At 47.3% G+C, this 24593-nt stretch carries 18 protein-coding genes; 6 read left to right on the top strand and 12 right to left on the bottom strand.

The genetic code is table 11. From position 1 onward, the window contains the following. Window positions 1-92 precede the first annotated feature (92 nt). Together NDI48_20560 and NDI48_20555 are read left to right on the top strand one after the other, a co-directional pair. Window positions 93-974, top strand: coding sequence for a DUF6492 family protein (locus tag NDI48_20560; GenBank protein ID MEP0833561.1), 882 nt, complete (start codon window positions 93-95; stop codon window positions 972-974). An 81-nt stretch (window positions 975-1055) separates the two neighbouring features. After that, window positions 1056-3377 (top strand): carbohydrate-binding protein, encoded by a 2322-nt coding sequence (locus NDI48_20555; protein ID MEP0833560.1) that lies wholly within the window; start codon window positions 1056-1058, stop codon window positions 3375-3377. 25 nt (window positions 3378-3402) lie between these two features. On the opposite strand, the gene NDI48_20550 is transcribed toward NDI48_20555, so the two are convergent. The 9 genes from NDI48_20550 to NDI48_20510 form a co-directional block, all read right to left on the bottom strand. Next, window positions 3403-4227 carry a WecB/TagA/CpsF family glycosyltransferase gene (locus tag NDI48_20550; GenBank protein MEP0833559.1) on the bottom strand — a complete coding sequence of 275 codons (825 nt, stop codon included), beginning with the start codon at window positions 4225-4227 and terminating at the stop codon, window positions 3403-3405. 71 nt (window positions 4228-4298) lie between these two features. Further along, window positions 4299-5297: a UDP-glucose 4-epimerase GalE gene (gene galE / locus NDI48_20545; protein ID MEP0833558.1), complete on the bottom strand. Its 999-nt coding sequence runs from the start codon at window positions 5295-5297 to the stop codon at window positions 4299-4301. A gap of 285 nt (window positions 5298-5582) precedes the next feature. Then, window positions 5583-7232: an HlyD family efflux transporter periplasmic adaptor subunit gene (locus tag NDI48_20540; protein MEP0833557.1), complete on the bottom strand. Its 1650-nt coding sequence runs from the start codon at window positions 7230-7232 to the stop codon at window positions 5583-5585. A 45-nt stretch (window positions 7233-7277) separates the two neighbouring features. Continuing rightward, on the bottom strand, window positions 7278-10259 hold the full coding sequence (locus NDI48_20535; GenBank protein MEP0833556.1) for a peptidase domain-containing ABC transporter: 2982 nt from the start codon (window positions 10257-10259) through the stop codon (window positions 7278-7280). Window positions 10260-10559: 300 nt separating this feature from the next. Continuing rightward, a complete protein-coding gene (locus NDI48_20530) occupies window positions 10560-11300 on the bottom strand; it encodes a peptidylprolyl isomerase (protein MEP0833555.1) in 741 nt (246 codons plus the stop codon). 304 nt (window positions 11301-11604) lie between these two features. Further along, a complete protein-coding gene (locus NDI48_20525; protein MEP0833554.1) occupies window positions 11605-14244 on the bottom strand; it encodes a U32 family peptidase in 2640 nt (879 codons plus the stop codon). A gap of 157 nt (window positions 14245-14401) precedes the next feature. Continuing rightward, window positions 14402-14836 carry a DUF202 domain-containing protein gene (locus tag NDI48_20520; GenBank protein ID MEP0833553.1) on the bottom strand — a complete coding sequence of 145 codons (435 nt, stop codon included), beginning with the start codon at window positions 14834-14836 and terminating at the stop codon, window positions 14402-14404. A gap of 123 nt (window positions 14837-14959) precedes the next feature. Beyond that, window positions 14960-15232, bottom strand: coding sequence for a hypothetical protein (locus tag NDI48_20515; protein ID MEP0833552.1), 273 nt, complete (start codon window positions 15230-15232; stop codon window positions 14960-14962). 258 nt (window positions 15233-15490) lie between these two features. Further along, window positions 15491-16102 (bottom strand): hypothetical protein, encoded by a 612-nt coding sequence (locus tag NDI48_20510; protein ID MEP0833551.1) that lies wholly within the window; start codon window positions 16100-16102, stop codon window positions 15491-15493. Window positions 16103-16544: 442 nt separating this feature from the next. Here NDI48_20510 and NDI48_20505 point away from each other — a divergent pair, with 442 nt between their 5' ends. From NDI48_20505 to NDI48_20495, 3 genes are all read left to right on the top strand, one after another. Beyond that, window positions 16545-17138: a DUF1003 domain-containing protein gene (locus NDI48_20505; GenBank protein MEP0833550.1), complete on the top strand. Its 594-nt coding sequence runs from the start codon at window positions 16545-16547 to the stop codon at window positions 17136-17138. A gap of 242 nt (window positions 17139-17380) precedes the next feature. Continuing rightward, entirely contained in the window at window positions 17381-18109 is a 729-nt protein-coding gene (locus NDI48_20500) for a cadmium resistance transporter (protein MEP0833549.1), read from the top strand. Window positions 18110-18238: 129 nt separating this feature from the next. Then, complete coding sequence (locus NDI48_20495) at window positions 18239-18862, top strand: hypothetical protein (protein ID MEP0833548.1); 624 nt, start codon at window positions 18239-18241, stop codon at window positions 18860-18862. 399 nt (window positions 18863-19261) lie between these two features. On the opposite strand, the gene NDI48_20490 is transcribed toward NDI48_20495, so the two are convergent. From NDI48_20490 to NDI48_20480, 3 genes are all read right to left on the bottom strand, one after another. After that, on the bottom strand, window positions 19262-20380 hold the full coding sequence (locus NDI48_20490; protein ID MEP0833547.1) for an AI-2E family transporter: 1119 nt from the start codon (window positions 20378-20380) through the stop codon (window positions 19262-19264). 90 nt (window positions 20381-20470) lie between these two features. Next, window positions 20471-21304, bottom strand: coding sequence for an endonuclease/exonuclease/phosphatase family protein (locus NDI48_20485; GenBank protein MEP0833546.1), 834 nt, complete (start codon window positions 21302-21304; stop codon window positions 20471-20473). Between the two features lie 90 nt (window positions 21305-21394). Continuing rightward, a complete protein-coding gene (locus NDI48_20480; protein MEP0833545.1) occupies window positions 21395-22849 on the bottom strand; it encodes an NCS2 family permease in 1455 nt (484 codons plus the stop codon). 108 nt (window positions 22850-22957) lie between these two features. Between NDI48_20480 and NDI48_20475 the strand changes: the two genes are divergently transcribed. Then, window positions 22958-24472: a phospholipid carrier-dependent glycosyltransferase gene (locus NDI48_20475; protein MEP0833544.1), complete on the top strand. Its 1515-nt coding sequence runs from the start codon at window positions 22958-22960 to the stop codon at window positions 24470-24472. Window positions 24473-24593: the final 121 nt, after the last annotated feature.

Below are 24593 nucleotides of genomic sequence, written 5' to 3'. Positions count from 1 at the left end.
CAGGAATACATTAATTTAATCCCTGTAGCTGGGGTTATCTGATTGACTTTTCAGGCATTTCTAAAAAACGAGGTCACTACCAATTTTTTTTAATGAAAAATGCTGATTTTTGTCTCATTACTCCTAGCTATGCTCTAGATTTTGAACGATGTCAACTCTTGTGCCGGAGCATAGAAAAATTTATCTCACCTCCAGTCAAACATTACGTAATTGTAGATCAAATTGATTTACCCCTATTTCGCCAACTAGAATCACCTAATCGGCAAATTATTACCAAACAATCAATCCTTCCCTGGTGGATTAAAAGTATACATTCCTTCCCTCAGGTTTGGTTGAGCCTAAAAACCCCTCCCTTACGAGGCTGGATTATTCAGCAAATTATCAAAATTGCCGCAGCTCAACAGATTGATGCAGACGTTTCCGTCTTGATTGATTCGGATGTAGTATTTATACGTGACTTTGACCTTCATAAGTTCGTCCGCAACGATCAGGTTCGACTGTTCCGTAATCCGAAGGGAAACGATATTCAACGAAAAATGCATTTTAAATGGCATCAATCAGCTAGTCGTTTACTCGGTCTACCCGATGTAGATATGACCATTCCTGATTATGTCGGTCATATTATCACTTGGAGGCGCGAACACGTTTTGCAATTATGCCAACATATCGAGCAGCGTTCAGGACGATCATGGATTGAAACATTGGGCAATTCCTGGCATCTTGGTGAATGCGTTTTATACGGTATCTTTATTGATCGCATTTTGCAAGAACACTCAGGACATTACTACGAAGAACACAATATTTGTCATAACTACTGGTTTCCCCAGCCTCTTTCTGATGAACAGTTAAAAACCTTTCTGGACGAAATTCGTCCCGAACATATCGCTGTTAGCATATCGGCTAAATCGGATATGCCATTAGAAAGATACAAGCCTATTTTGGAAGAGATGGAAAATACTTTTTCGCACAGTTAACCTGAGCATTCCAAGACTTACGGAAACTAGGCATAAAATTTAGAATTTTATCTTAATCGAAGCCGTAAGTTTATTACAAAAATGAGACGTATTCAATATCTAACTAAAGCTAATTTGGCTTACCTGGCAATAGCAATTATCACCTTTTGTATTGCTATTTACGCCAAAAGCCTATTCACTGTAACGGCTGAAACAACAATATCTGCTCTACCGACTGACAAAACTAGATTCACTGCATCAAATGGCGAATTATACGAATGGAGCGATGTCAAGATGGGGGCAGGTGGCTTTGTAACTGGTATCGTCATCCATCCTAAAGCTGAGGACATTGTTTATACTCGCACTGACGTAGGCGGATTGTTTCGCTGGAACCCAGCTAACCAAACGTGGAAGCAGTTGCTACGAGCAGATAATGTACCTCATGAGACGCCAATCAACATTGAAAGTGTAGCGATCGCACCCAGTGACCCCAACATCCTCTACACCGCTACAGGAGCCTACACCAAAATTGATGAAAAAGGTGTAACCCCTGGAACCTTACTCAAATCCACAGATCGCGGCAATACCTGGCAAACCCTCAACCTCAAACTCCCAATGGGTGGTAATGAACCTTGGCGTTGGGCAGGAGAACGGCTTGCTGTAGACCCCAACAATAGTAATGTCGTGTATTTTGGCTCTCGCTTGGATGGGTTATGGAGAAGCTTTGACGGCGGAAAAGAGTGGTCGCAATTTAAGCCATCAATCGTTCCCGTGGGAGAATCTCACCCAGAAGTCCCCCAGCGTGCAGGAGTGACATACGTCGTCTTTGACTCATCATCAGGCACTATTGATGGCAACACAAAAATTATTTACGCTGGCGTATCTGGAAAAGGGATTTACCGCACCACCGACGCAGGTACTACCTGGCAACTGTTGAGCGGTGGCCCTGCTACTGAACTGGTTCCCCAACAGGGTGTAGTGACAAGTAAAGGGGAACTGTTCGCGACATTCTACAAACAAGAAAAAGACCCTCAAGGTGCTGTCTGGAAATTCAATTCAGCAGGTTGGCATAATATTACTCCAAAAAACGGCAAGAATTACTCCGCCGTAGCCGTTGACCCAAACAAACCGGACACCATCTTTGTCGTTACTTATCCCATGAGTCCCGCTGGGATCTATCGTTCCGATAATGGGGGCGCAAACTGGATAAAGTTAAACAATATCGTAGACAAGCTTTCGTGGTGGCCCGACTGGAGTTTTTGGAGTTTGACCGGGGGTATTGCCGTGTCTCCCTTCCATCCAGGGCAAGTCTGGCTTACCAACGGCATTGGTGTCTGGAAGACAGAAGACGGCTACGGTAATGAGGTTAAATGGTCACCAACTGTTAATGGTATAGAGGAAACCGTTACTTTTGATGCCATCAGCACCCCCAATGGGGCAAGCTTGATTAGTGCGATCGCAGATTTTGACGGGTTCAGACATGACTCCTTAGATGCCTTCCCTCGCCATAGCCATGGGAATGGAGTTTTCGTTACAACAACAAGTCTCGCCTATAGTAGTGGAAATCCTAACTTTGTAGTTTCAGTGGGAGCCAGTCATCATGACCCTAAAGTCATGAGAGCGGGATTTTCCAGAGACAATGCTAGAACTTGGCAAATCTTTCCTTCCATTGAAAAGAAAACCCATCCTAACGACCTAGTATTTGGCAATGTTGCAGTCTCCGCCACAAACACTCAAAATATCGTCTGGCAACCCAGCAATAGTACGCCACCCTATTTCACAAAAGATGGTGGAACCACCTGGAAACGAATTACCTTTTTTGAACAGAAGGAAATTGGTAGGGGAGCACATCCAGATTTATGGAATCGACAGCAGGCTTTAGCCGCTGATACTGTTAAAGGTGGCACATTTTACATTTACCACCATGAAAAAGGGCTGTTGCTCCGAACCGACGACGGAGGCGAAACCTGGCAAATCGTCAACAAAGCACTCCCCGCAGGAGTGTGGGATGGAGCTAATCTTAAAACAGCTCCGGCTATGGCGGGCGAGGTCTGGCTAAGTCTAAAAGAGAAAGGGTTATACCGCTCCAGCAACTTTGGAAAAGACTTTGTCAAAATGGCAATGGTTGACGAAGCTCAAGCCTTTGGATTTGGCAAAACAGCATCAGGAGTGAGCCATCCAACTGTCTTTATTCAGGGTAAGGTCAAAGGTGAACTCGGAGTCTTCCGCTCGATTGATCTAGGTGCGAAGTGGGTTAAGATTGCTGACTATCCAAAAGGTTATTTTGGAAAACCCCGTGTCATAGTTGGAGACATGAATGTATTTGGACGGATTTTTCTCGGAACAGGTGGGAATGGATTTATTTATGGGCAATTGACCAGTGCAGCGCAGCAGAAATCAAGGTTCACTTTCGCTAGTTTTTGAGTAATCCATTCCCCAACTTTGCACGTTACAAATCAGGGATTGACTGTAGTACACGACGACTGTTAACGCTCTTGAGATGGAGCTTCTGCTTGAAAATCAACCAGCAGAAGATCGGTCCCCCAATCAAGTACCTCTTCCATAACCGTTTAGGCTCAGACACCAACCGATGTAACCATTCCAAACCAATCTCAGTTACCCACTTGGGAGCACGTTTTTTATTACCCGCCTCAAAATCAATCGTTGCTCCGATCGCCAAAAATATCTTAATATTGGGCAACTGCTCTTTATACTTATTTATCCACTTTTCTTGTTTGGGCGCACCTACCCCTATAGCTAAAACTGTTGCGCCGGATTTGTTAATTTCTTCAATAATTTCTTGGCATTCTTCTTCATTCTTTTCAAATCCGAAAGAGGGGGAATGCGCCCCAACCACAATTTCTCTACCTAATTTAGTATTCAAATTTTCTTGAGCCTGGCTCGCCACTCCTTCTTTGGCTCCTAAAAGGAAGACTTTAATCGTTTCATTCTCTTTGTGATAGTTACAAAAAGAAGGGAAAAAATCAGAGCCAGAAATTTTCTCTTTTATGGGTGTCCCCAAAAATCGAGAGACATAATAGAGAATTTTGCTATCACACAATTTATAGTCAGCCGTATCGTAAATACTCAAAAACTCTGAGTCGTTTTCTAGCAAAAGTAGGTGATCAACATTCGGGGTGAACACCACGCCCCGGTCTAACTGCTTTAGAACCTCTAACTCTGTGACATTATCAATGTCTACATTCAATATCCTGACTTTGTCCGTTGTGATCGGACCTGGCTTTTGAAGAGTATCTAATTGACTATCCATCATTGTGTAACCTGGCTCTTGCAAAGCATCTAATTAACCCTAACCAAATCTGTTATAGCTTACTTAGCCTCAGATTAAGCATCCCCATGTCGCTTCTGATGCCACTGCCAAGCATGTTTGAGGATAGTTTCTAACTCGGCATACTGGGGGTTCCAACCTAAGACTTGCTTAGCCTTTTCCCCACTACCCACAAGAATGGGTGGGTCTCCCGGACGACGGTCAGCCAGAGTCACAGCAATGGGGCGACTAGTAACAACACGGGCTGCTTCAATCACCTCCCGAATGGAGAATCCTTGTCCATTACCCAAATTAAACACCTCCGTACTCCCCCCATTGAGTAAGTACTCCAGACCCAAAATGTGTGCCTGTGCCAGGTCAGTGACATGGATGTAGTCCCGCAGGCAAGTCCCATCTGGGGTGTCGTAGTCAGTGCCATAAATCGAAATACTCTCCCGCTTGCCCATTGCCGTCAACAGCACCAGAGGAAGAATGTGAGTTTCGGGACTATGATCTTCTCCCAAACGTCCTTGGGGGTCAGCACCCGCCGCGTTAAAATACCGGAAGCGCACAGACCGTAGACCATAAGCACGGTCAAAATCATCGAGGATGTGCTCCACCATCAACTTACTCATGCCGTAGGGATTAATCGGCTGCTGAGGCTGGTCTTCCAAAACCGGAATTTGTTCGGGGACACCGTAAGTCGCACAGGTGGATGAAAACACAAAGTTCTTGATTCCGGCATCACACATCGCTTCCAGCAGCGTCAGAGTACCTGTCACATTATTGCGATAGTACTTGGCGGGCTGACCCACTGACTCACCCACATAGGCATAGGCGGCAAAATGCATCACAGCCGCAAATTCCCGTGTTTTAAAGATCTGGTCTAGCAGTGCCCGGTCTGCAATATCACCTTGGATCAGTTCTACCTTAAGTACCGTCTCTACGATGTCGCGATGACCATAAACCAAATTGTCTAAGATTACGACTTCATAGCCCGTCTCTCGCAGAGCCAGAACAGCATGGGAACCAATGTAACCTGCGCCGCCCGTTACCAAAATTGTAGGATTTGCCATTGCCGATAAGTTGAGTTTTTACAAAAAAAGGGGGTAATCAGTACTCGATTTCCCCTGTTTGTCGGTTAGTTTCCTCTGGTACCTTGGGTGTACCTGGTAGATCCCTTTAAGTTCCTGAACCTGGAACTGGCACAGTATGACGGGACGTAGATGTGGAGTTAAGTGCCCTTCCGAAAGCTTTACGCAGAAAGACTGAGGTTTCTTCTGCTGACCCGCTACACGCAGATGCTACTCTCAGGAGAGTAGCAAAAAATACTATCAGGTTTTTCCCAAAAAGGAAAGAACCTAACGAACGTTTTTCAGGCTATCCGCTTTGGAAGAAAATAGATCCGTGAAAATGCTCAACACTGTGCGATCGCGCACTCGAATATTGACGCTGACTGACATCCCCGTTTGCAATTTAAGAGGTTCTTTACGGTTCTTAATGAACAGTGACTGTTTCTTTAACTTGATTTTTGCTGGGAACCGATAAAAGCGATGAATTTCATCAGGGGGTAGAGCATCAGAACCAATCCCGACTAACTCCCCTTTAACATCCCCAAACTCACTAAAAGGAAACGAGTCGATCCTCACATCAACAGGCATTCCTACTTTGACAAACCCAATATCTTTATTGGTGATATCAACCTTCGCCACTAGGACATCATCAGGAACAATTTTCAGAATGGGTTCTGTTGAATTGGTGACAAAACCGGGAGCAGCAGGTTTCAAATCAAACACTGTCCCGCCAACAGGCGCACGTAGCTCTTGATAATTGAGAGTGACTTCCGCCTGCTTCAACTGGCTATCAATTTCCGCAATTTTTTTATCATTAGCGACAATGGTTTCCCTCAACTGACGTTTAAGGGAGTCCAGCCTGGAATCAATGTCGTTAATTTGCTTGGAATTCCCAGCCATTAGATCGGTTAACTCTTTTTTAGTCAGAGCTTTGGTATTTTCTAGCTGTTCTTTCGCCTGGGCAATATCTAATTCTAGGCGCAATTTTTCAGCCGTTAACTGTTGAACTTCAGCGTTTCTTGTTCCCACCTCACTTTGCTGCTTGGTGTACTGAATACGGGAAAACCCCCCCACACGCACAAGAGGCTCCAGATCATTAAGAATCTTTTGCTCAGTTGTCAACCTCTCTTGAGCATTAGCCAGTTGAGATTGGCTCTGAGCGAGCCGTTTTTGGAGTTGTTCAATTTCTGACTCAGCCGCCGCAACACGAGAATTGAGTTCTGCTGTGGCAAACCGCATTCGTTGTCGTTGCTCGGAGTTGAGGTTAGCGCCTTGAGGGTTATCATTAATTCGATTTTGATAAAACTGATTCTCAGCCACTAAAGCATCTCGACTTTTAATCAGAGAAGGAAGTTCTGAGGACAGTTCCACTTGGGTTTCTGGCGGTGGATTAAGCGGAAAAGTCGGATTGCGGAGGGCTGAGCGATAAAATTGGTTTTCTTGAACTAACTTAGTACGGATTTGATTGAGGGAAGCGAGTTTAGCTTTATCAGCGGTTGGATCAAGTCTGAGCAACACATCCCCTTTTTTCACCGACTGCCCATCCTGCACATAGAGTTCTTTAACCACCCCGGCAACAGGAGCTTGGATATCCTGAACCTTGTCTTGTGGCTCCAGTTTACCTTGAGCGGGAACAGCTTCCTCGATTTTGGCAAAACTAGCCCAGATCACTCCAAAGGTCGTTACACCCATAATCGCCCACAGAATGCCCCGTGACCAATGGTGAGGTTGTCGTAGAATGACAGGTTGATCAAATTCGGCCTGTCCCTTGGAGTGATTGCCGTTACTTTTGCCGTTACCATTCCCATTCCCATTGGAGGTTCCACCATTACCATTAGCGGGGGTGAGTGCTACTGGAATGGATTGGCTGGGAGGGGAAGGAGGCTTGAGTGCAATTTTGTTGTTTTGGTCTAGTTTAGACCCGTTATGTGTGTTCATTGCTCTTATTAATTCCTGCTAGTTCACTGGTTCAGTAAGGAGAAGTTATAGTTGCGCTTCTTGTTGGAGGTAGAGGCAATAGTAGCGACCTTTTTGAGCCATTAATTGCTCATGAGTGCCTTGTTCCACTACAGCCCCTTGATCCATCATCAAAATCAGGTCAGCGTTGCGAATCGTTGTCAGGCGATGGGTGATGAAAAAGACTGTGCGTCCTTTATAGACTTGGGCTAAATTCAAACACACCTGCCGTTCCGTGTTGTAATCCAAAGCACTGGTTGCTTCATCTAGAATCAGCAGTTGGGGGCTTTGTAAAATCGTCCGGGCGATCGCAATTCGCTGCCGTTGTCCCCCCGATAAAGCCGAACCCCGCTCCCCAACTCGTGTGTTGTAGCCACTCGGTAACTCCATAATAAAGTCGTGGGCGACCGCCACCCTTGCCGCTTCGATAATCTCTTCAGAGCTCGCATCGGGATTGGTTAAGGCAATATTTTCTTGTACAGTGCCATCAAACAGCAGGGTTTCCTGAGGAACAATACCAATTTGACGCCGTAGAGAATACAGTTCTACCTTATTGATATCGTAACCATCCACAATAATCCGCCCTGAGAGGGGATCGTACAGTCGAGGCAATAGCTTGGTTAAAGTACTTTTACCCGAACCACTTTGACCGACAATCCCAACAAACGTACCCGCAGGAATTTCTATATTGATATTGTTCAACTGCAAAGGGCCAGTTGTGCCAAAGCGAAACGAGAGGTTCTCATACTTCACCGTTCCCTGTACTGGCGGGAGGGCTATATTATAGCGATCGGTTTCGTCCGCTTCTTGGGGAGAATCGACGATATCACTGAGGCGTTCCAAAGATAGTGCGGTTTGCTGGAAGTTTTGCCAAATTTGGGCTAACCGCAACAAGGGACCAGTCACGTACCCTGAAATAATGCGAAAGGCAATCAACTGACCCAAACTTAATTGCCCATCCAACACCAAATAGGCTCCCACCCAAAGCACCAGCAAAGCAGAGAGTTTGTTCAAGAAATTGCTAGCTGAACTCGCGGCGGTTGAAGTCAGAACATTCTTAAATCCATCACTCACATAACGACCATAGCGTTCCTGCCATTTCCAACGAGCGCGCAACTCAATATTTTGGGCTTTCACGGTAGAAATTCCGGATAAAACTTCCACCAAATAGGATTGAGTTTCTGCCTGACGTTCCGCCTTGGTGCGTAGCTGTCGCCGCATAATTGGGGAAAAGACAACGGTAAGCGCCACAAACAAGGGAATCACCGCCAATGTCACCAACGTCAACAGCCAACTGTAGATGAACATAACGACGATGTAGACAACGGAAAAAACCGCATCTAGCACCACAGTCAGCGCTGTGCCTGTCAGAAACTGACGAATATTTTCCAGCTCACCAATCCGGGTGGCTAATTCCCCAACCGGTCGTCGTTCAAAATAGCGCAAAGGCAGGCGCAACAAGTGGTCAATAATTTCCGAACCCAGCGCCATGTCAATCCGGTTCGTTGTATCCACAAATAAGTAGGTACGCAGACTGGTTAACAGGGCTTCAAAAACCGCCAGCACAAACAGCAAGAACCCTAGGACGTGCAGGGTATCGATACTGTTTTGCACAATCACCTTGTCGATGATCAACTGGATCATCAAGGGATTAGCCAGACCAAACAGTTGCACGAAGAAGGAAGCAATGAGAACTTCCGTCAAAACTCGGCGATAGCGAATGATCGACGGGATAAACCAGTTCAGCCCAAACCGCTCTTGAGGCGTTGATTTGGTCGCTTTGAGTAGGAGCGCTTGCCCTTCATCACCCCAGTCTTCAATGAAACGTGAGGGTTTAATGCGCTTAATTCCACTTTCGGGCACTGCGAGCACGAGTTCCCGCTCGCTGCTTTCGTAGAGGATGGCAAAGTTGTCTTGCCAACTAAGCAATGCTGGGGTTGGCAGGCGGTTCACCGCTACTGCTGGGACGTTCACCAGTTGAACGCTCAGTCCCATTAATTCTGCGATCGCACCACAGTGCATCAGGGAAAGGTTGCCAGAACGCGATTCTTGGGTGGTAATCACCCGGCGGATAATATCCCGACGGAAGGGCATTCCAAAATATTGCGAGAGCATCTGGAAGCACGCTGAGGTTGCCTCAACGGAACCTCTGCCGCGAACAAAGGGATAGTTTCGCTTGCCTGCTTTTTCTTCCGACAGGTAGCTGCCTGAGGTCGTAACGATTTGAGCATCAGCATAAGGAATGTCGTCTAGAGTCGTGACGCTACTGCTCTCGCCTAGATTTGTTGATAATTCGGGTGTGGTTGGCGTACTAGGGGAGAGTAAGTCCGAGGGAATTCCCACTAGGCGAGTTGAACCGGAACCGTTGACGATGAGGCTTGTTACGGATTGCGAATTGAGGCATGAACCAACGGGTACATTTGCTGATGCTCCTCCACTGACGATCCATAGCCGACTGGTGTCGAGTTGGCTGGATAGCTGCTTACCCTGAGCCACATTCAGGATGAGGGCATTGGGCAACGTTTGAAGAGCCAGTTCTTTGAGATTTGCTTCTGTCTCGGCGCGTCGTGCCAGTTCTGTTCCTAAAAGCTCGAAAATTTCTACCAGAGCACAACGAGAGCGGAAGGCGGACGCCAGAACCGGTTCAGAGTCCAACCAGCGCAAAAAATCAGCGATGCTGAGGGTGAAACAAATGGATTCGGTGGAGGCGATCGCCGTTTCACAGGGGATGCCCCTGAGTACACTCACCCAGCCTATAACTTCTCCCGGCTGCAATAATTTCAACGTTATGGGTGCACTATCGCGAGGGTCGTATCCCAGGAGACGGGCTTGCCCCTGAAACAGAATGGAAATGTGGGGGGGCATTTTCTCCCGGATCACAAGGGGTTGACCCATGCGATAGCGCAGCAACTGCCCCTGACTTGACAGTTTGGCTCGTGCTGAGGGGGATAACTGATCAAACGGATAGATACCAGCTAGAAATTCTTGTAGTGAGGTCGTATAGGTCATTTCAATTCACTTGAAATTAGTCCTGATGCAGGGAGGTTGAGTGCAGCAATCGATGTTCCGGGGTCTTTGAGTTGGGAGATCGGTATCTCTTGTCCAGGGCGATTTAAACTAACTAGCTATCTTATATATCTCCCTGGGTATGACAACTTATGCAAGAGGATTTTTGCTCCGAACAGGAGTCAATCCTTATCTGTTAACTTAGACTATTTAAAATCAAGATTTATTGGCGTAATTTTTCTTAATCTCAGGACAAAATTTTTGGGCTGTAAGCTTGATTGATCGCCCCAGTTTTCACGGAGATTAAACCATTGAGGACTCATTCAAAACGGCTAACTGCTGGTTCAGTTGTTCAGTCAGCCATGTTGAAAAACACTCATTCAGCAACCGCTGACGCATGGGAGCATCGAGCTGAGCTGGAATAAACTTTTCTAAGCGTACAATCACTAACCATTCTCCCAGCCGTGTGGGTGGGGCAAGTTGACCGGGTTTACTTAAACGCAGGATTTGGGCGATCGCAGGATGTGGCGTACTGAGCTCAACAGGGCCTATCAATCCGCCGGTTTCTGCCTCAGGCCCTTGGGAATACTCTCGTGCTAAGTCAGCAAAAGACTGTTCTCCTTCTTGGACTCGGAAAAAGAGTTCTTGGATAATCCCTTGATCTTGAGAGCGAATCAGAGAATATATCACCCGATCCAATTGACCCTTGCGGCTGAGGAAATAGGATTCTAGTTTGTTCCCCCAAGTGGTTTGTTTGAACTTTTCAATCTTTACCCCCCGAATTGCTAAGGTTTCGAGTTGTTCGGGCGTCATTTTACGCTGCTGCATCCATGCTTGATGAGCTTCTTCACTCGTAATTTGATTTTGCTCAAAGAACTGCTTACGGGCTTGGGCGGCCTCTTCAGGTGTGCAGTCGATCTCCCTAATCGCCTGATCAATGATCAGTTCGCGCAGTAATGGGGCGAGCAGTTGATATCCTGCCAACAGGGGAAGAATTTCTTCTGCTGTAATCGTGCGATCGCCAATTCGCAAAATGGCATCCATACTATAAATATTGTTATATGTCAAGTATTGCCAATCCACGCTAGCAAATACAACCCATATTATGAGGAAAGTGCCACTATCTTTCGTAAGATTGTTAAAAAATTTTTCAAATAAGGAGCGGCGTGAGTCAAATGTCAACGCACGCAGGAAACAGATCGCACCTTACCCCTGGAGCTAATTCCAGACAAGAACATGGGACGAAGGGAAGGCGAAGGCTTTAAAGAACCACGACTCCGAAAAATCAGAAATATTTCCAAGCTTGAATCGTGGGGGTGAGCCCTACTCCTCCTACCCATCTCCTGGCTCAGTGGATCACAGATGTCGGTCGTCCCAAAGGCCCACGAGTAACACCAAGCTGATTTTGTAGCTTGAGTTGTCGCCAGAGTTGGGAACCTGTAATCTCCCCTTGCAGCAGTTGGCGGTAGCGCTGAATCGTTTGAGTTACTTGCTGTGGTGTTTCATTCAGGAATTCAAGCCGGAAGTCGCGAACACCCAGTTCTATCAGATGTTGCACATATTCTGCCCCAGTTTGGGCGGTACCGTTAAACACGGTATTGCGACAGCCTGCATCCGCTTGCAGGATATGTTCCGTACCCACCCGATCCCGCAATTTCACCTCATGCTTCTCGCAAGGGCGTCCACAGTTGGTGTAGTCTGTCCCCGTCGAGAGGAAGGCGCAGAACACACAATGCTCCATGTGGAACATCGGCATATGTTGATGGATAGTCACCTCGAACCAGTGAGCAGGGCAAAGGGTGAGTAAGTCTTCGAGTTGGTTGATGTTCAAATCGTAAGATGCCGTGAGCCGTTCCAGTCCAAATTGTTGCTTAAAATAATCGGCTGTTAAGGGATTGGCAACGTTGAGAGAGAAATCCCCAATACAACGGTCTGCGGCGAAGAACTGAAGATGGTCATAGTTTCGCACTAAATAGCCATCCGCTTCACAAGAGCGGACTTGTTGCAAAATATAGTTCTCTCCAGGTTTCGTAATGCGAGGGGGTGCAACCCAGATGGTTTGATCCGGGACACTCTGCCCGTCACGCACTAACTGTACGGCTTTTCGGTAGGCACGAGGGTCTTCAAATTCGCAGTAGAGGGTTTCAATGCCTGCTTGGAGTGCGGCTTGCAATTGCTTCAGGTTCCGCACCAACACGATGAGAGAAGGGGAAAGGGAATTTTGAGTACAGGGGGAGGGAAGTAAGTCTTGAAGGGAAGCGCTTGAGTTGAGTTGCCAGCGCTTGGGTTGCGCTCTCAACGCTTCCAACTGCGTCACCAGGTCGCGCCGCATTCGGTTCAACTCACTCACGGGCAGCATTGCTTCACATTTCAGGTGATTTGTCAAGTTACCCAAACATAAAGGAGTATTGCCGAGACGACCCAATTGTTCCTGCAAGCGTTCTGTGGTCAGGGGTTTGGTATGAGCCGTTTCGAGGGGCACAGAGGACTCTACTTGGACAACATGACCCAGTTCGTCACGAGCAATGGCAATTAGGGGCTGACCCACTTCACCATAAACTTCAACCTGAATAGGACGCTGAAATTGGGGATTCTCTCCAGCAAAACTCTGGCGCAGTTGCCGATCCAGTTCTGGGTCGCTGGTTTTCCACAGCTTATCCCCCACATGTACCTGGCGCAGGTTTAGGTCACGTCGTCCAAAGGTCAAAACAACCTCCTGACCGCGTTTTTCTACGGCATAGACTCGACCGCCTTCCTCCTTGGCTTCCGGGTGACCGCCGTCGAAAACCACTCCATCCCCAGGTTTGATAGGGCATGGCATTGCCATGCCCCTACATTGCACTGTGACTTGATCTTTATGGATGCGAGTCACTTCGCCCAGATAAACCCCGCGTTTTTTGCCAAAACGGGCATGAACCAATTCCTGATTATTAATCCCACGAAACCAGCCTGGATAGAGTCCCCGCGAAAAGGCCATTTCTAGGTTGTAGCGTTCTTGGTCGGTAACTTGATGCGGGTTGGATAGATCCCCCCAACCTGCCTTAACAAGGGGGGCTTTCCTGTTCCCCCCTTTTGCAGGGGGCGTCGGGGGGATCGAAGTTGTTGTATCATCTTTCACCAACTCCATCATCACCCGATCCAGCGCTTGGCGATACACACGGGTCACATTAGCGACGTATTCTGGAGTTTTGAGACGACCTTCGATTTTCAAACAACTTACCCCCGCCTTGACCAAATCTGGGAGTACCTCTAACCCTGCCAAATCTTGGGGACTCAGTAGGTATTTGCAATTCCCCAAATCGACCTCTTTCCCATCACTAATCAGCTCATAGGGCATCCGGCAAGCTTGGGCACATTCTCCTCGGTTGGCAGAACGTCCCCCTAGGGATTCACTGGTCAAACATTGACCGGAATAGGCCACGCACAAGGCACCGTGAACAAAAACTTCTAGGGGAAGTGAGATATTTTGTTGTGCAATCTGCGTCTTGATTTTGTTGATTTCTGGCAGAGAGCATTCTCGCGCTAGGACAACCAACTCACAACCCAGGGATTGGGCAAATTCCACCCCAGCCGCACTGGTGATGGTCATCTGCGTGGAGGCATGAATGGGAAAATCGGGTGAGAGATGACGAATTAGGCGGCAAATTCCCACATCCTGAACAATGACCGCATCCACACCCGCCGCAATAATGGTATGGAGATATTGCTCTGCTTCTGCGAGTTCCTGAGGAAAGACCAACGTATTCAGGGTGACATAACCTTTCACACCCCGACGGTGCAGGAATTCCATCAATCGCGGTAACTCTGCCTCCGTAATATTTTGCGCCCGCATCCGCGCATTAAACCGCTCCAAACCGAAGTAAATGGCATCTGCACCATTTTCGACAGCCGCTTTGGCACAATCCCAATGTCCTGCTGGGGCAAGGAGTTCTGGTCGCCCAAAGGTGGGTGAGGTGGGTTGGGGAAGGGGCGTGCGATTGACGTTCATCGAAGTTGCGACGGGTTAGAGGGCGCTAAGCAGAGGTTCATTCGTCATGATATCGTCGCCAACTCTCAATGGCTGGTAATATTCCTGATGAGGCATTGGTTGACTGGAGAGGATATCATCACCTATACCCTTAGCCAATCATTGCCATAGCAAGACATTACTCAAACATCGCACCCGCTATCAGTTGCCCAGGAGCCGCAAAAACGTAGTAGATGATGCCTGTGCCTAAGAGCAGGACGGCCAAACTGAATAGCTTTACCCAGCGATCAGACGGTTCATACGTATCTTCGTCAATATCACGCCGTACTCCAAAATAGTGTTGCGTGGAGAGCCACACGGTCAACAGTCCTACTACTGCAAAAGCTAACCCAAGTTTCCAACTCATTCCAGTTGATGGCATCAGAGGCGGTTGAAACATCCGAATCCGCACAATCACGATGCCAAATCCCATTAACGAGATTGCACTCCGCATCCAGGCTAAATACGTGCGCTCATTCGCAAGATGATCTCGAACGCGATCAGAACGACGTTTTGTGGCAGTTTGTTGGGAGGGTGAGGCACTCTTTGTAGGAGGATTGAACGTTAGCTGCATTGAAATAGCCTTAGATGCTTAGATGAACTGGAATTGGCTTAATTTCACTTTATGAGGCTTACCTCATAGAATCAAATAGTCTTTTTTGTTAAATGAATAACTAGAAGTGATTGAATCCTGTACTCAGCCATTGAAGCTAGACATTAGAGAATTCAAGTCGAGGCTGTTCACCAGTTGGAGTGCATCTTGGGGTAAATTTCTGATCTCACTCCACAACTGTCCGGGGGTGATGCCAAAAACGTACTGCAATCCCACCACCAGCGCCAAAATCGTCAAAATCAACCCTAAACCAGCTTTTAAGATTCTAACCAGCAGCGTAACCAGCAAGAGGGACACGGCGATCGCCGCAACTACTAACACAGTCTGCGAATCTACTGACCCAATTAAAGAATCCATAGTCCAAAATGCCTAATGAGTGAGTAACGATGAGGGAGTTAATCAAAGTGATTGAACGTGGCTGGCTCTACTAAAAATGTGGGCGAATGAGCTGACATTTGAGCCTCTGTTCGTCTTGAGAATCCCCAAGCAAACAGCACTCCAATCATTGTTATTGTCCGATTCAATAGCTTTCCATTCTTTGTACGGTGAGTTGACCCGAAGAGCTTGCAGGTCAATTCGTTAAATCATCGCGTCAACCCACCTGTACCCATCCGATTAATCGTCAACTTCCACGGCTGAGAACGTACTGGGAATGCGAGATTCAATAAATGCCTGCGATACGTTGGGAATTGTCAGCTTATTCTCCTGAGAAGACTTGAGTGCTGGAACATTAAACTCAATCGCAGAGGTATCAGAATTAAGGCGGGCGATTAAACGGGTACCATCCAGAATTGTAAATGTGGCAGGTGTTGACTCAATGCCTGCAACGTTGATGCCACTCGGTAGGTAAATTCCCTGGCAATCCCAGCCTTCAGGAGTTGTCTCACCGTCTGCCAGGAAGTAGAGACTGTTATCACCAGTCTTCGATTCCTCAGAGGCGGGACCCAAGATGGCGATAGTGTTCCCGGTTTCATTACTGCATTGTCCCCAGGTGACACCCGACTCGATCGCGGCTTTTTGCAAGGTCAACTCGTCAATTCGCTGTTGCACTTCTGGAGTGACATCCTGAGTTTCCTGGAGTGCTGATAAACCGTTCAGCGTTTTTGTCACCTGAATATAGTCAGGATTTTTGGATACCTTGGGTCGATCGGCTAGAGAGGGTTGGGCGATCGCTAGATTCACCACAAATACAAGTAAAACGAGCGCAATTTTGAACAGACTCTTCATATCTTTCTCCTGTGATAACCACAAATGGTTTTTGAATGGGCTTCTGTCTTTCCTCCAGAGTGCCGTTCCGGCTTGACAAGAATTCATTACAGAAACATTAGTTCATCCTATTAATCACGGCTTATCAGAGCAAATACTCTTTTTTGTCGAATGGATAAACTCAGTTTATTAAAGGGGGAACAGGGAACAGTTCTTTACTGGGATTGAAAGGAGCCGCAAATCCCAGCAATGCTGTTAGGGGTAGCAGGCTTTGAAAAGTCCAGAGCATAACGCTTGACCTAATCAATCACTTCAAGTTATTAATTCGACAATAAAAACTATTTGCTCTTATTGGTTAAGCCACGTACTGTGAAACTATAAGGAGTGCAGCACCAATAGAAGAGATGCAGGAGCGCACTCTGATAAAGGCATTAGACGAATTTGAAATTCCAAGAGGTAACCCATGAACTCAGCTCCATCTACTCAACCCGGTATCAACGAATCGCAACAAGCCCCTGTCGTTCTGAAACAGCCACAAGCTGGAAAAATTAAACCCCCTGAGAAGAAGCCCTTAACCTTTGGTCAAAAAGTGGCAGACAAAATGGCAACTAAAGTGGGTTCTTGGGCGTTTCTGATTGGACAATCAACGATTCTGACTGGATGGGTTGGCTTAAATCTGATGCCCGGAGTGCCTCACTGGGATGAGTCTCCCTTTATTCTGCTAAACTTGGTGTTCTCGTTTGCCTCTGCCTACACGGCTCCGGTTGTCTTGATGAGCCAGAATCGCCAGTCTGAAGAAGACCGGGAAAGCGCCAATCACAATTACCAAGTGACTTTACAAGCGGCTCAAAACCTCGAATTGCTGCACGAAAAGTTGGATGCTCAGTATGCCAAAAAACTAGATGAACTAACTGTGTTAATTAAGCAACAGCAAGCCACCAGCGAAGTTAAAGTTGTGTTGGTACCCACTCACTCCATGAATGAGTTTGAGCATCACTCCCACAAGATTGCAACGATGCCTGTTCTCAATACCCACTCTAAGAAACACGCTTCGTGAATTTTGTCAAGAATCTGGCAAGAATCTGGATGATGTCGAATTAACGGTCAACAACTAAAAATACTCTTAACGCCTTTAGTAGTCTCGTGACTGATCAGCAATCCTTCAGTTATACGTAAATCAAAGAGGAAGTTGTGAGAAGCATTCCCTTCAAGACATTTCTCACACTCTACACAGGATTGTTACAGCGTCGCCCAAAAGTCCGGACTTTAGGCACAACAGAATTTGGAGCATGAACTGAAATGAATGGATTTCTGACGGCAATTTCAACGGGCTTTACCGCCTTCACGGCAACCAACCTGGATGACATTTTGATTCTGATGTTGTTCTTTTCCCAGGTCAATGCCATCTTTCGCAAACGCCACATCGTTGCCGGACAGTATCTTGGCTTTGCCGCTCTAGTTGCAGCCAGCCTTCCCAGTTTCTTTGGTAGTTTGTTGTTGCCGCGTCCCTATATTGGCCTGTTAGGATTGGTTCCCATTGCAATCGGCCTCAGCCGCTTAGTGAATTCCGCTGAAGAAAATGATGCTGAACCAGACGAAACACCAGCGCAGCCTTCTTGGTTTAGCAGCTTCATCTCACCCCAAGCGTATAGTGTGGCAGCGGTAACCTTTGCTAATGGCGGTGATAACATTGGAATCTACATGCCGCTGTTTGCAAGCTGCAATTGGCAAAATCTAGCAATCATTCTCGCTGTGTTTTTCTCACTGGTGGGTGTGTGGTGTTTTGCCGCCTACAGATTGACTCAAGTTCCTGCGATCGCAGACAATCTCACTCGTTACGGCAATTATCTGGTGCCCTTTGTACTCATTAGTTTGGGCACGTTAATTCTCGTTGATAGCCGCACTTTAGAAAATCCCGGATTGGCAGTACTGACGCTCGTAATCAGTGGTCTTTACCTGTTGAAGCTAGTAACAACGATTAGTCAAACGCTACAAGCCCAAACACCAGTTTTCAAAGTTCTGAAGTAGACAAGCGGTATGGGGTTCCCTAACGATGTTTCCTTCGCTCATATCTCACTTAAGTTTGAAGCTTATTTCCAACTTTTGCCTCACATTTTTAGTTGGAATGTCCAGTAATCTCAAAACAAGGAGTATTCCATGAAATTTCTCAAAATTGCTCTCGTCGCGATTGTGCTTCTGGTCAACCTGATTATTGCCCCTCCCTCTTGGGCAGGTAAGGACTTCACGAAAGGAACGGATTACGCAGAAGTCACGCAAGCCATCAATCAATTAGTGCAAGCTAAGGACAATCCAGAACAAGCGGGTTACACGCCCGAAGCTTATCAGCAAAGGCTCAGCCAGTTGCAACAGCAGAAATACGTGATCGAAACGGCTCGAAAGCGGGCGCAGTGCCATAACGAAACCACCGGGACACTGGCTGTGTATGCCAACAAGCCAAAGAAATCTCCGACACAACTCTACTACCTGGCGGCGGGTGAGGAAACGGATGATGATTGGGATTGCGATGGATATTATCTACCTGCGGGAACTCAGGTTGTGCTCGGCCCCACTGCGGAAGCACAAGCGTTGACGGAACCCCTTGCCGTCAAGTTTGTAGACGGAACTCAGTCGATTGTCAGAACAAATCCTGCGACGGGTGCAATTGAATTGAATGTGGCTCCTGCTCATGTGTTTAAAGCGGGTGAAACCAATTGGACAATTCCTAACTTGTCTCAGGCAGATGTCAATGCCCAACCTCCCAGCCCACAAATTATTGACTAGTTCTCATAGGGGGGTTGAGTCTCGCCTGAATTCGTGAAAACGACAAAGGATGGTAATCGGTAATTGGAACATTTTTCCCATTATCGATTGCCCATATTCAAGATAGATATCAGCTTCAACCAACATCCTCAAAATTAATCGAATTCCCCTCTGATTCAACCCCCCTTCTTTGTGGAATAAGAGGGTTATCGAAACGGAGGGTATCAGCCGCCTCTTCTAGTGCAAGCTATGCCTCTGCAATGTAGTATGGCTGTTTTGTGATTTGCATAGTTTGAAAGGAAAGGGAAGCGATCGCTCCCTTTCATCAATTTTTACCGAACAGTTTAATGTGATGCAATGGATGGCGACCCGCTGAGTAGAAGATAGTTTTGAAACCGACCAATGCCGCCGCCAAACTTCTTATTTACGGGCTGAATATGGGGATTGCTCATTCTCTTGAGGAGTCGGAGGAATTTCTGCTGTACTCGATACAATTTGGATCGTGAGTGTGGAAGAGCGAATCGTATCAAAGGTTACTTTGATAAAACTCGCAATTGGCACGGCTACCAGCAATCCTAAAACGCCTCCAGTTTTAACTCCAATATCCAGAGAAATTAGCATCCATACGGGATTCAATCCGGTTAGTTCGCCAACAATACGCGGGCCCAAAACATTCTCGACGATTTGATTAATCACGACTGCTATTACCAAAACTTTAACCCCTAACCAAAAGTTATTCAGTGCTAGGAGCAAGCTCACGATCACAATAGCTGTAGTGCCACCAAAGGGAATCAGACTCGCGGCTCCGATACCGAAGCCAAAGAGTTGAGCTAAAGGCACACCCAAAATCAACTGAGCTGTTGTCTGAGCAATACTGATGATTACCGCCAGAATGACTTGACCGGCAATAAACCGCTCGAAATTGTAGGGCAGGGATTGACGGATGAGCTGATCCCACTGATCCGGAAACCAGCTGAGGATGCCATTCCACAATCGTTCCCCTCTCCAAACCAGGAAGAAAGAAAACACCAGTGTCAAGAAAACATTGACGATACTGCCAATGGTATTAAAGATCAAACTGAAGACTTGACTGGTTAGAGAGCGCAGTAGACTCGTTATTCGTTCAATGATCTGACTATAAGTGCCACTCAAATCAATCGGTAACTGTTGAGCGATCGCCCAAGTTTCTAGGCTTTGCAGTTGCTGTTGACCCGACTTCAGCCAATCGGGTAGGCGAGTCAACAATTCATTGGCCTGTTGCAGAATGATTGGCACCAAGAACAGTCCTAAAGTGACTAAAATCATCAAAAATAATAGGACTACTACTCCCATCGCTATGCCTCGATTGACTCCACGTTCGTGGAGGAAGCGAATGGGGTAATCGAGCAAAAATGCAATCAGGGTAGCTGTAATTAAAATGCTGGGCAAAGGCTGTAGCATCTGAACCAACAGAAGCAGAAGCCAGCCATTGAGAAAAAGGAGCGGGAAGATTAACCCAATACTGAGCTGGCGAGGAAGCTTGCTGATGGATTCCTTCATGGGACTACGTCGATGACCTCACTAACCTGAAAATAGGGGTTATGCACTGCAAGGGTGGGAGAACCGTTTTTGGCATCTGCTCCAATCCTTTTAATCCTTATTATTCCTCTGTATGTCAGGGTTGAGTTCTGTAGAGACAAAATTGGCAACGACCGGAAAGTGATCGGAAGGCCAAAGTCCCAGCCATTGCTCAGCGTCGATGCATACATTTTGCAAACTAATGCGGCTGTCATAATAAATCGTATCAATAGCAGCGCTTGCTTTACCCGTGAAGTCGTGAAAGCTGAGTTGATGCTCTAATTCAATACCCGTCAAGGCGTCGTGCAGGGTGACACCATTGGATAAAGGAGATTTCAACATCTCCCTGGGAACCGTGCCCGGATCAGCGTTAAAGTCACCCGTGAGGAACAGATAAGACTCAGCCAACTCTGAACGCCTGATGCGATTGCGCTCCGCGCACCGGCAAAGCCGATCGCGGATCAGCTTTACCCCTAATTCTCGTGCCTGAACACTTTTGTAGTCGAGATGAGTATTTAAAAGAGTTATCGTTCTGGCTTCCCCCGCAACGGCAAATTCAGCCCAGCTAGCCATGCGCGGGATGGGATTGCCCCAAGCTGGGCTAATACTCCCTGGGATTTCCGGGGTATCGCTCAAAACAAAATCCTGCATCCTTAGGCACCTGAGCCGCTCAGTTCGGTAGAAGATAGCACAATACTCACCCGTATCGGTTCCCGTGCGATCGCTCCCAACACTCTGGTAATCCGGCAGCAACCGATGTAAGTCCAGCAACTGGTGGGCTTGTCCTTCTTGGGTGCCAATAATATCCGGTGAATAATGGGTAATCAATGCTGCCACGGCCTGTTTCCGCACCTTCCAGGCATGGTCACCGGGATCAGGCTTGTCATAGCGCAAATTGAAGCTCATTACCCTAATTTCCATGGCCTGAATCTCCAAGCTTTGCCAACACTCTCAAGCTTAGAATCCAAAATCCAATATCCAAAATCCAAAATCGAATTAGCCGCCAAATTTCAACGCCATCATCACAAATCGCAAGACAAAAATTCCAGCCAGAACCCATACGGCAACAGAGGTTTCATGGGTTTTGCCCTGAAAAGTCTTAATTAAAGGGTAAGTAATAAACCCGATCGCTAAACCTTCCGCGATCGAGTACGTCAATGGCATCATCAGGATGGTCAAAAATGAGGGAATCGACTCTGCCGGGTCATCCCAACGAATCAGCCGAACATTCCCTGCCATCAAAACACCCACAATAATCAGCGCTGGTGCCGTAGCAAAGGCAGGAACGGCAGCTAGCACGGGGATAAAAAACACCGAAAGCATGAATAAGGCCGCGACAATGACAGAGGTAAATCCCGTGCGTCCCCCCTCGGCGACTCCTGCGGCTGACTCAATATAGGTGGTGACGGGCGAAGTTCCAAGTACAGCTCCAATTGTGGTACCACAGGCATCGGCAATCAGCGTTTTACCAACACGAGGGAGTTCACCCTTTTCGTCAATATATCCCCCTTGGATACCGATTCCCGACAAGGTGCCAACCGTATCGAATAAATCCACAAACGCCAAAACAAAGACGATGGCTAGTAAATCCCACAGATTCGTTGAGCCGAGTTGACCGAGTCCGATCACAGATTGTCCCAGTAAATCCCCAGGCCACTGGGGGAAAGCGATAATTGCCTGAGGCGAGGGTGCGATGCCGAGAATCCATCCCAGTAAGGCAGTGGCTAAAATTCCCCATAGCAGCGCTCCTTTGATGCGTCGAGCAACTAATGCACAGGTAATGAGAATCCCTGTCATTGCCATCCAAGTTGGTGGTTGACTCAAGTCGCCCAAAGCGGTTTTCGTCGCTGGATTAGCAACAATTAGACCCGCACCTCCCGTCTTGGGATCGCCAGATAAGGCGATGTAGGCCAGAAACAAGCCAATTCCCGCAGCGGTTGCTTGTTTGAGGCATTCTGGAACCGCATTGACAACGTAGGTGCGAACATTGGATACCGTTAGAGCAATGGTCAAGAGTCCCTCCAGTAACACCGCCGTCAGGGCAACGCGCCAACTAATTCCCAGTCCCTTGACGATGGAGAAGGCAAAAAAGGCATTCAGTCCCATTCCAGGAGCCATAGCAAAGGGGTAATTAGACACCACGCCCATTAGTAGGGATGCGATCGCCGCCGATATGGCCGTAGCAATGACCAGTTCCCCGAACAAATCCTGTGGCTGTTGCAAAAAAATGGCATTCGACAAAATGCTCGGATTAACTGCCAAAATATATGCCATCGTCATAAAGGTGGTAATACCTGCCAAGACTTCTGTGCGGATCGTTGTCCGGTATTCTTGAAATTTGAAGAACCGGGCGATCGCACCTTGCCACCCAGTAGGGGGTGGTTGACCAGACGGATCGGGACTCGAATTGGCTTCGCGATGACTCAACTGATTGATTTCACTATTACTCATGGCTGTAGCCCAACACACTCTAAACCTAAGATTAAGGTCTCAGGAAGAAACGTTTGGAATGAGGCGACACATTTCCTTCAACAGCTTTGAGCTAAAAAGCAGGGTTTTATGACTTGGTCTAAAAAGCTATCCAACTCGTCTATCCCTTGGTTTGGCCTCGGCATGAGCGCTATCTTTATCTGCTCAGTTGCCCTGCGCTTTTGGGGACTGGGTCGATTTAATACTCTGGTGTTTGATGAGGTTTATTACGCTAAGTTTGCTAACAACTACTTGACAGGGACGCATTTCTTTAATGCTCATCCCCCCTTGAGCCAGTACATTATCGCCATTGGCATGTGGATTGGCACTCACCTTCCCATCGGGCAAGATAACCTCAACAGTTTGACGGGTTCCCTACGTACCTCTTGGAGTTACCGTTGGCTGAATGCCTTAACCGGTTCCTTTATTCCCTTAGTGGTGGGGGCACTGGCTTATGCACTCAATCGACGTAAGAGTTTTGCTTTGATTGCCGCGCTATTTGCAGCCACCGACGGCCTGTTCCTGGTTGAGTCTCGCTACGCCCTGAACAACGTCTATTTAGTCATCCTGGGGTTATTGGGTCAGTTGTTTTTTCTCAAAGCCTTGGCACAAAAACAGCGACGTTGGCTCAATCTTGCCCTATCGGGTGTGTTTTTTGGGGCATCAGCTTGCATCAAGTGGAACGGATTATGGTTCCTGATGGGCGTTTATATGATTTGGGCGGCGGCTTGGGTGATGCAGTGGATGCGGTGGCTGTTAAAACGAGCCAGGGAACGATCTAAAAAGTTTCTCCCCCCCCACGCTGGCTTTCGGGAAGACACAGAAGTATCGCCTTTACAGGATTCAGAAGGAGTGAGAACTCCCCTGCAAAACCTCACCCAGTTAAAGCTTGTCCAGTTTGTCTGGAATTTGGCAATCATTCCCGTTTTGACTTACAGCCTGTTGTGGATTCCGCATCTACAAATGAATCCAGAGCCTGGGTTCTGGCAAGCGCAGCATGATATTTTGACCTTTCACGAAAAAATTGGGGATGGCCCCAAAGTTCATCCTTACTGTTCTCGATGGTTCAGTTGGCTGTTGATGTGGCGTCCAGTGGCCTACTTTTATCAAACCGCTCGTAACCCGATCGAGCAAGTCCCCGCCTATCCCCCCTTACCGGCGGGAACTGGGAAATATGTTTATGATGTTCACGCGATTGGCAATCCTTTTTTGTGGTGGCTCTCAACGGCGGCCATCTTATGGCTGTTGTGCCGTTTGGCTCAACGCTTTATCGCAGGAGACGGGTGGAAATTTTCTCTAACGTCCTCCACCTGGATTGCACTCTTCCTGGTTCTGGGTTGGCTGGCCAATTTATTGCCTTGGGTGAAAGTGACGCGCTGCACATTTCTCTACCATTACATGGGAGCCTCAGTTTTTTCCGGCTTAGCACTGGCTTGGTTGGTGGATCGCTGGCTACGCAGTGACCAAACTCAGTATAAAAGTGCAAGCCTAACGATTCTGTGTGTCGTTGTTGCGGCGTTTGTTTTCTGGTTACCTATCTATTTGGGTCTTCCTCTACCGATGCCCAATTATCAACTCCGGATGTGGTTCCGCTCCTGGATTTAACCTTCTTTCGTCAGAATTCCCCTTCCTCAAACGCAGCGAAGCGAAGTTAGGGCGGGGATGAATGGCGGTCAGGATGGTTTTTGTTGACCGTTAATATATTGTTTCACAATTTCTAGCGGTG

The sequence above is a fragment of the Microcoleus sp. AS-A8 genome, from assembly GCA_039962225.1.
Lineage (GTDB): Bacteria > Cyanobacteriota > Cyanobacteriia > Cyanobacteriales > Coleofasciculaceae > Allocoleopsis.
The sequence above is the reverse complement of the archived record's forward strand: the minus strand, read 5'-3'. Positions and strand labels throughout refer to the sequence as shown.

Bases quoted from the DNA above. Each gene is read 5' to 3' on its own strand.
- NDI48_20560 (MEP0833561.1), top strand. From the start codon at position 93: ATGAAAAATGCTGATTTTTGTCTCATTACTCCTAGCTATGCTCTAGAT.
- NDI48_20555 (MEP0833560.1), top strand. From the start codon at position 1,056: ATGAGACGTATTCAATATCTAACTAAAGCTAATTTGGCTTACCTGGCA.
- NDI48_20550 (MEP0833559.1), bottom strand. From the start codon at position 4,227: ATGATGGATAGTCAATTAGATACTCTTCAAAAGCCAGGTCCGATCACA.
- galE (MEP0833558.1), bottom strand. From the start codon at position 5,297: ATGGCAAATCCTACAATTTTGGTAACGGGCGGCGCAGGTTACATTGGT.
- NDI48_20540 (MEP0833557.1), bottom strand. From the start codon at position 7,232: ATGAACACACATAACGGGTCTAAACTAGACCAAAACAACAAAATTGCA.
- NDI48_20535 (MEP0833556.1), bottom strand. From the start codon at position 10,259: ATGACCTATACGACCTCACTACAAGAATTTCTAGCTGGTATCTATCCG.
- NDI48_20530 (MEP0833555.1), bottom strand. From the start codon at position 11,300: ATGGATGCCATTTTGCGAATTGGCGATCGCACGATTACAGCAGAAGAA.
- NDI48_20525 (MEP0833554.1), bottom strand. From the start codon at position 14,244: ATGAACGTCAATCGCACGCCCCTTCCCCAACCCACCTCACCCACCTTT.
- NDI48_20520 (MEP0833553.1), bottom strand. From the start codon at position 14,836: ATGCAGCTAACGTTCAATCCTCCTACAAAGAGTGCCTCACCCTCCCAA.
- NDI48_20515 (MEP0833552.1), bottom strand. From the start codon at position 15,232: ATGGATTCTTTAATTGGGTCAGTAGATTCGCAGACTGTGTTAGTAGTT.
- NDI48_20510 (MEP0833551.1), bottom strand. From the start codon at position 16,102: ATGAAGAGTCTGTTCAAAATTGCGCTCGTTTTACTTGTATTTGTGGTG.
- NDI48_20505 (MEP0833550.1), top strand. From the start codon at position 16,545: ATGAACTCAGCTCCATCTACTCAACCCGGTATCAACGAATCGCAACAA.
- NDI48_20500 (MEP0833549.1), top strand. From the start codon at position 17,381: ATGAATGGATTTCTGACGGCAATTTCAACGGGCTTTACCGCCTTCACG.
- NDI48_20495 (MEP0833548.1), top strand. From the start codon at position 18,239: ATGAAATTTCTCAAAATTGCTCTCGTCGCGATTGTGCTTCTGGTCAAC.
- NDI48_20490 (MEP0833547.1), bottom strand. From the start codon at position 20,380: ATGAAGGAATCCATCAGCAAGCTTCCTCGCCAGCTCAGTATTGGGTTA.
- NDI48_20485 (MEP0833546.1), bottom strand. From the start codon at position 21,304: ATGAGCTTCAATTTGCGCTATGACAAGCCTGATCCCGGTGACCATGCC.
- NDI48_20480 (MEP0833545.1), bottom strand. From the start codon at position 22,849: ATGAGTAATAGTGAAATCAATCAGTTGAGTCATCGCGAAGCCAATTCG.
- NDI48_20475 (MEP0833544.1), top strand. From the start codon at position 22,958: ATGACTTGGTCTAAAAAGCTATCCAACTCGTCTATCCCTTGGTTTGGC.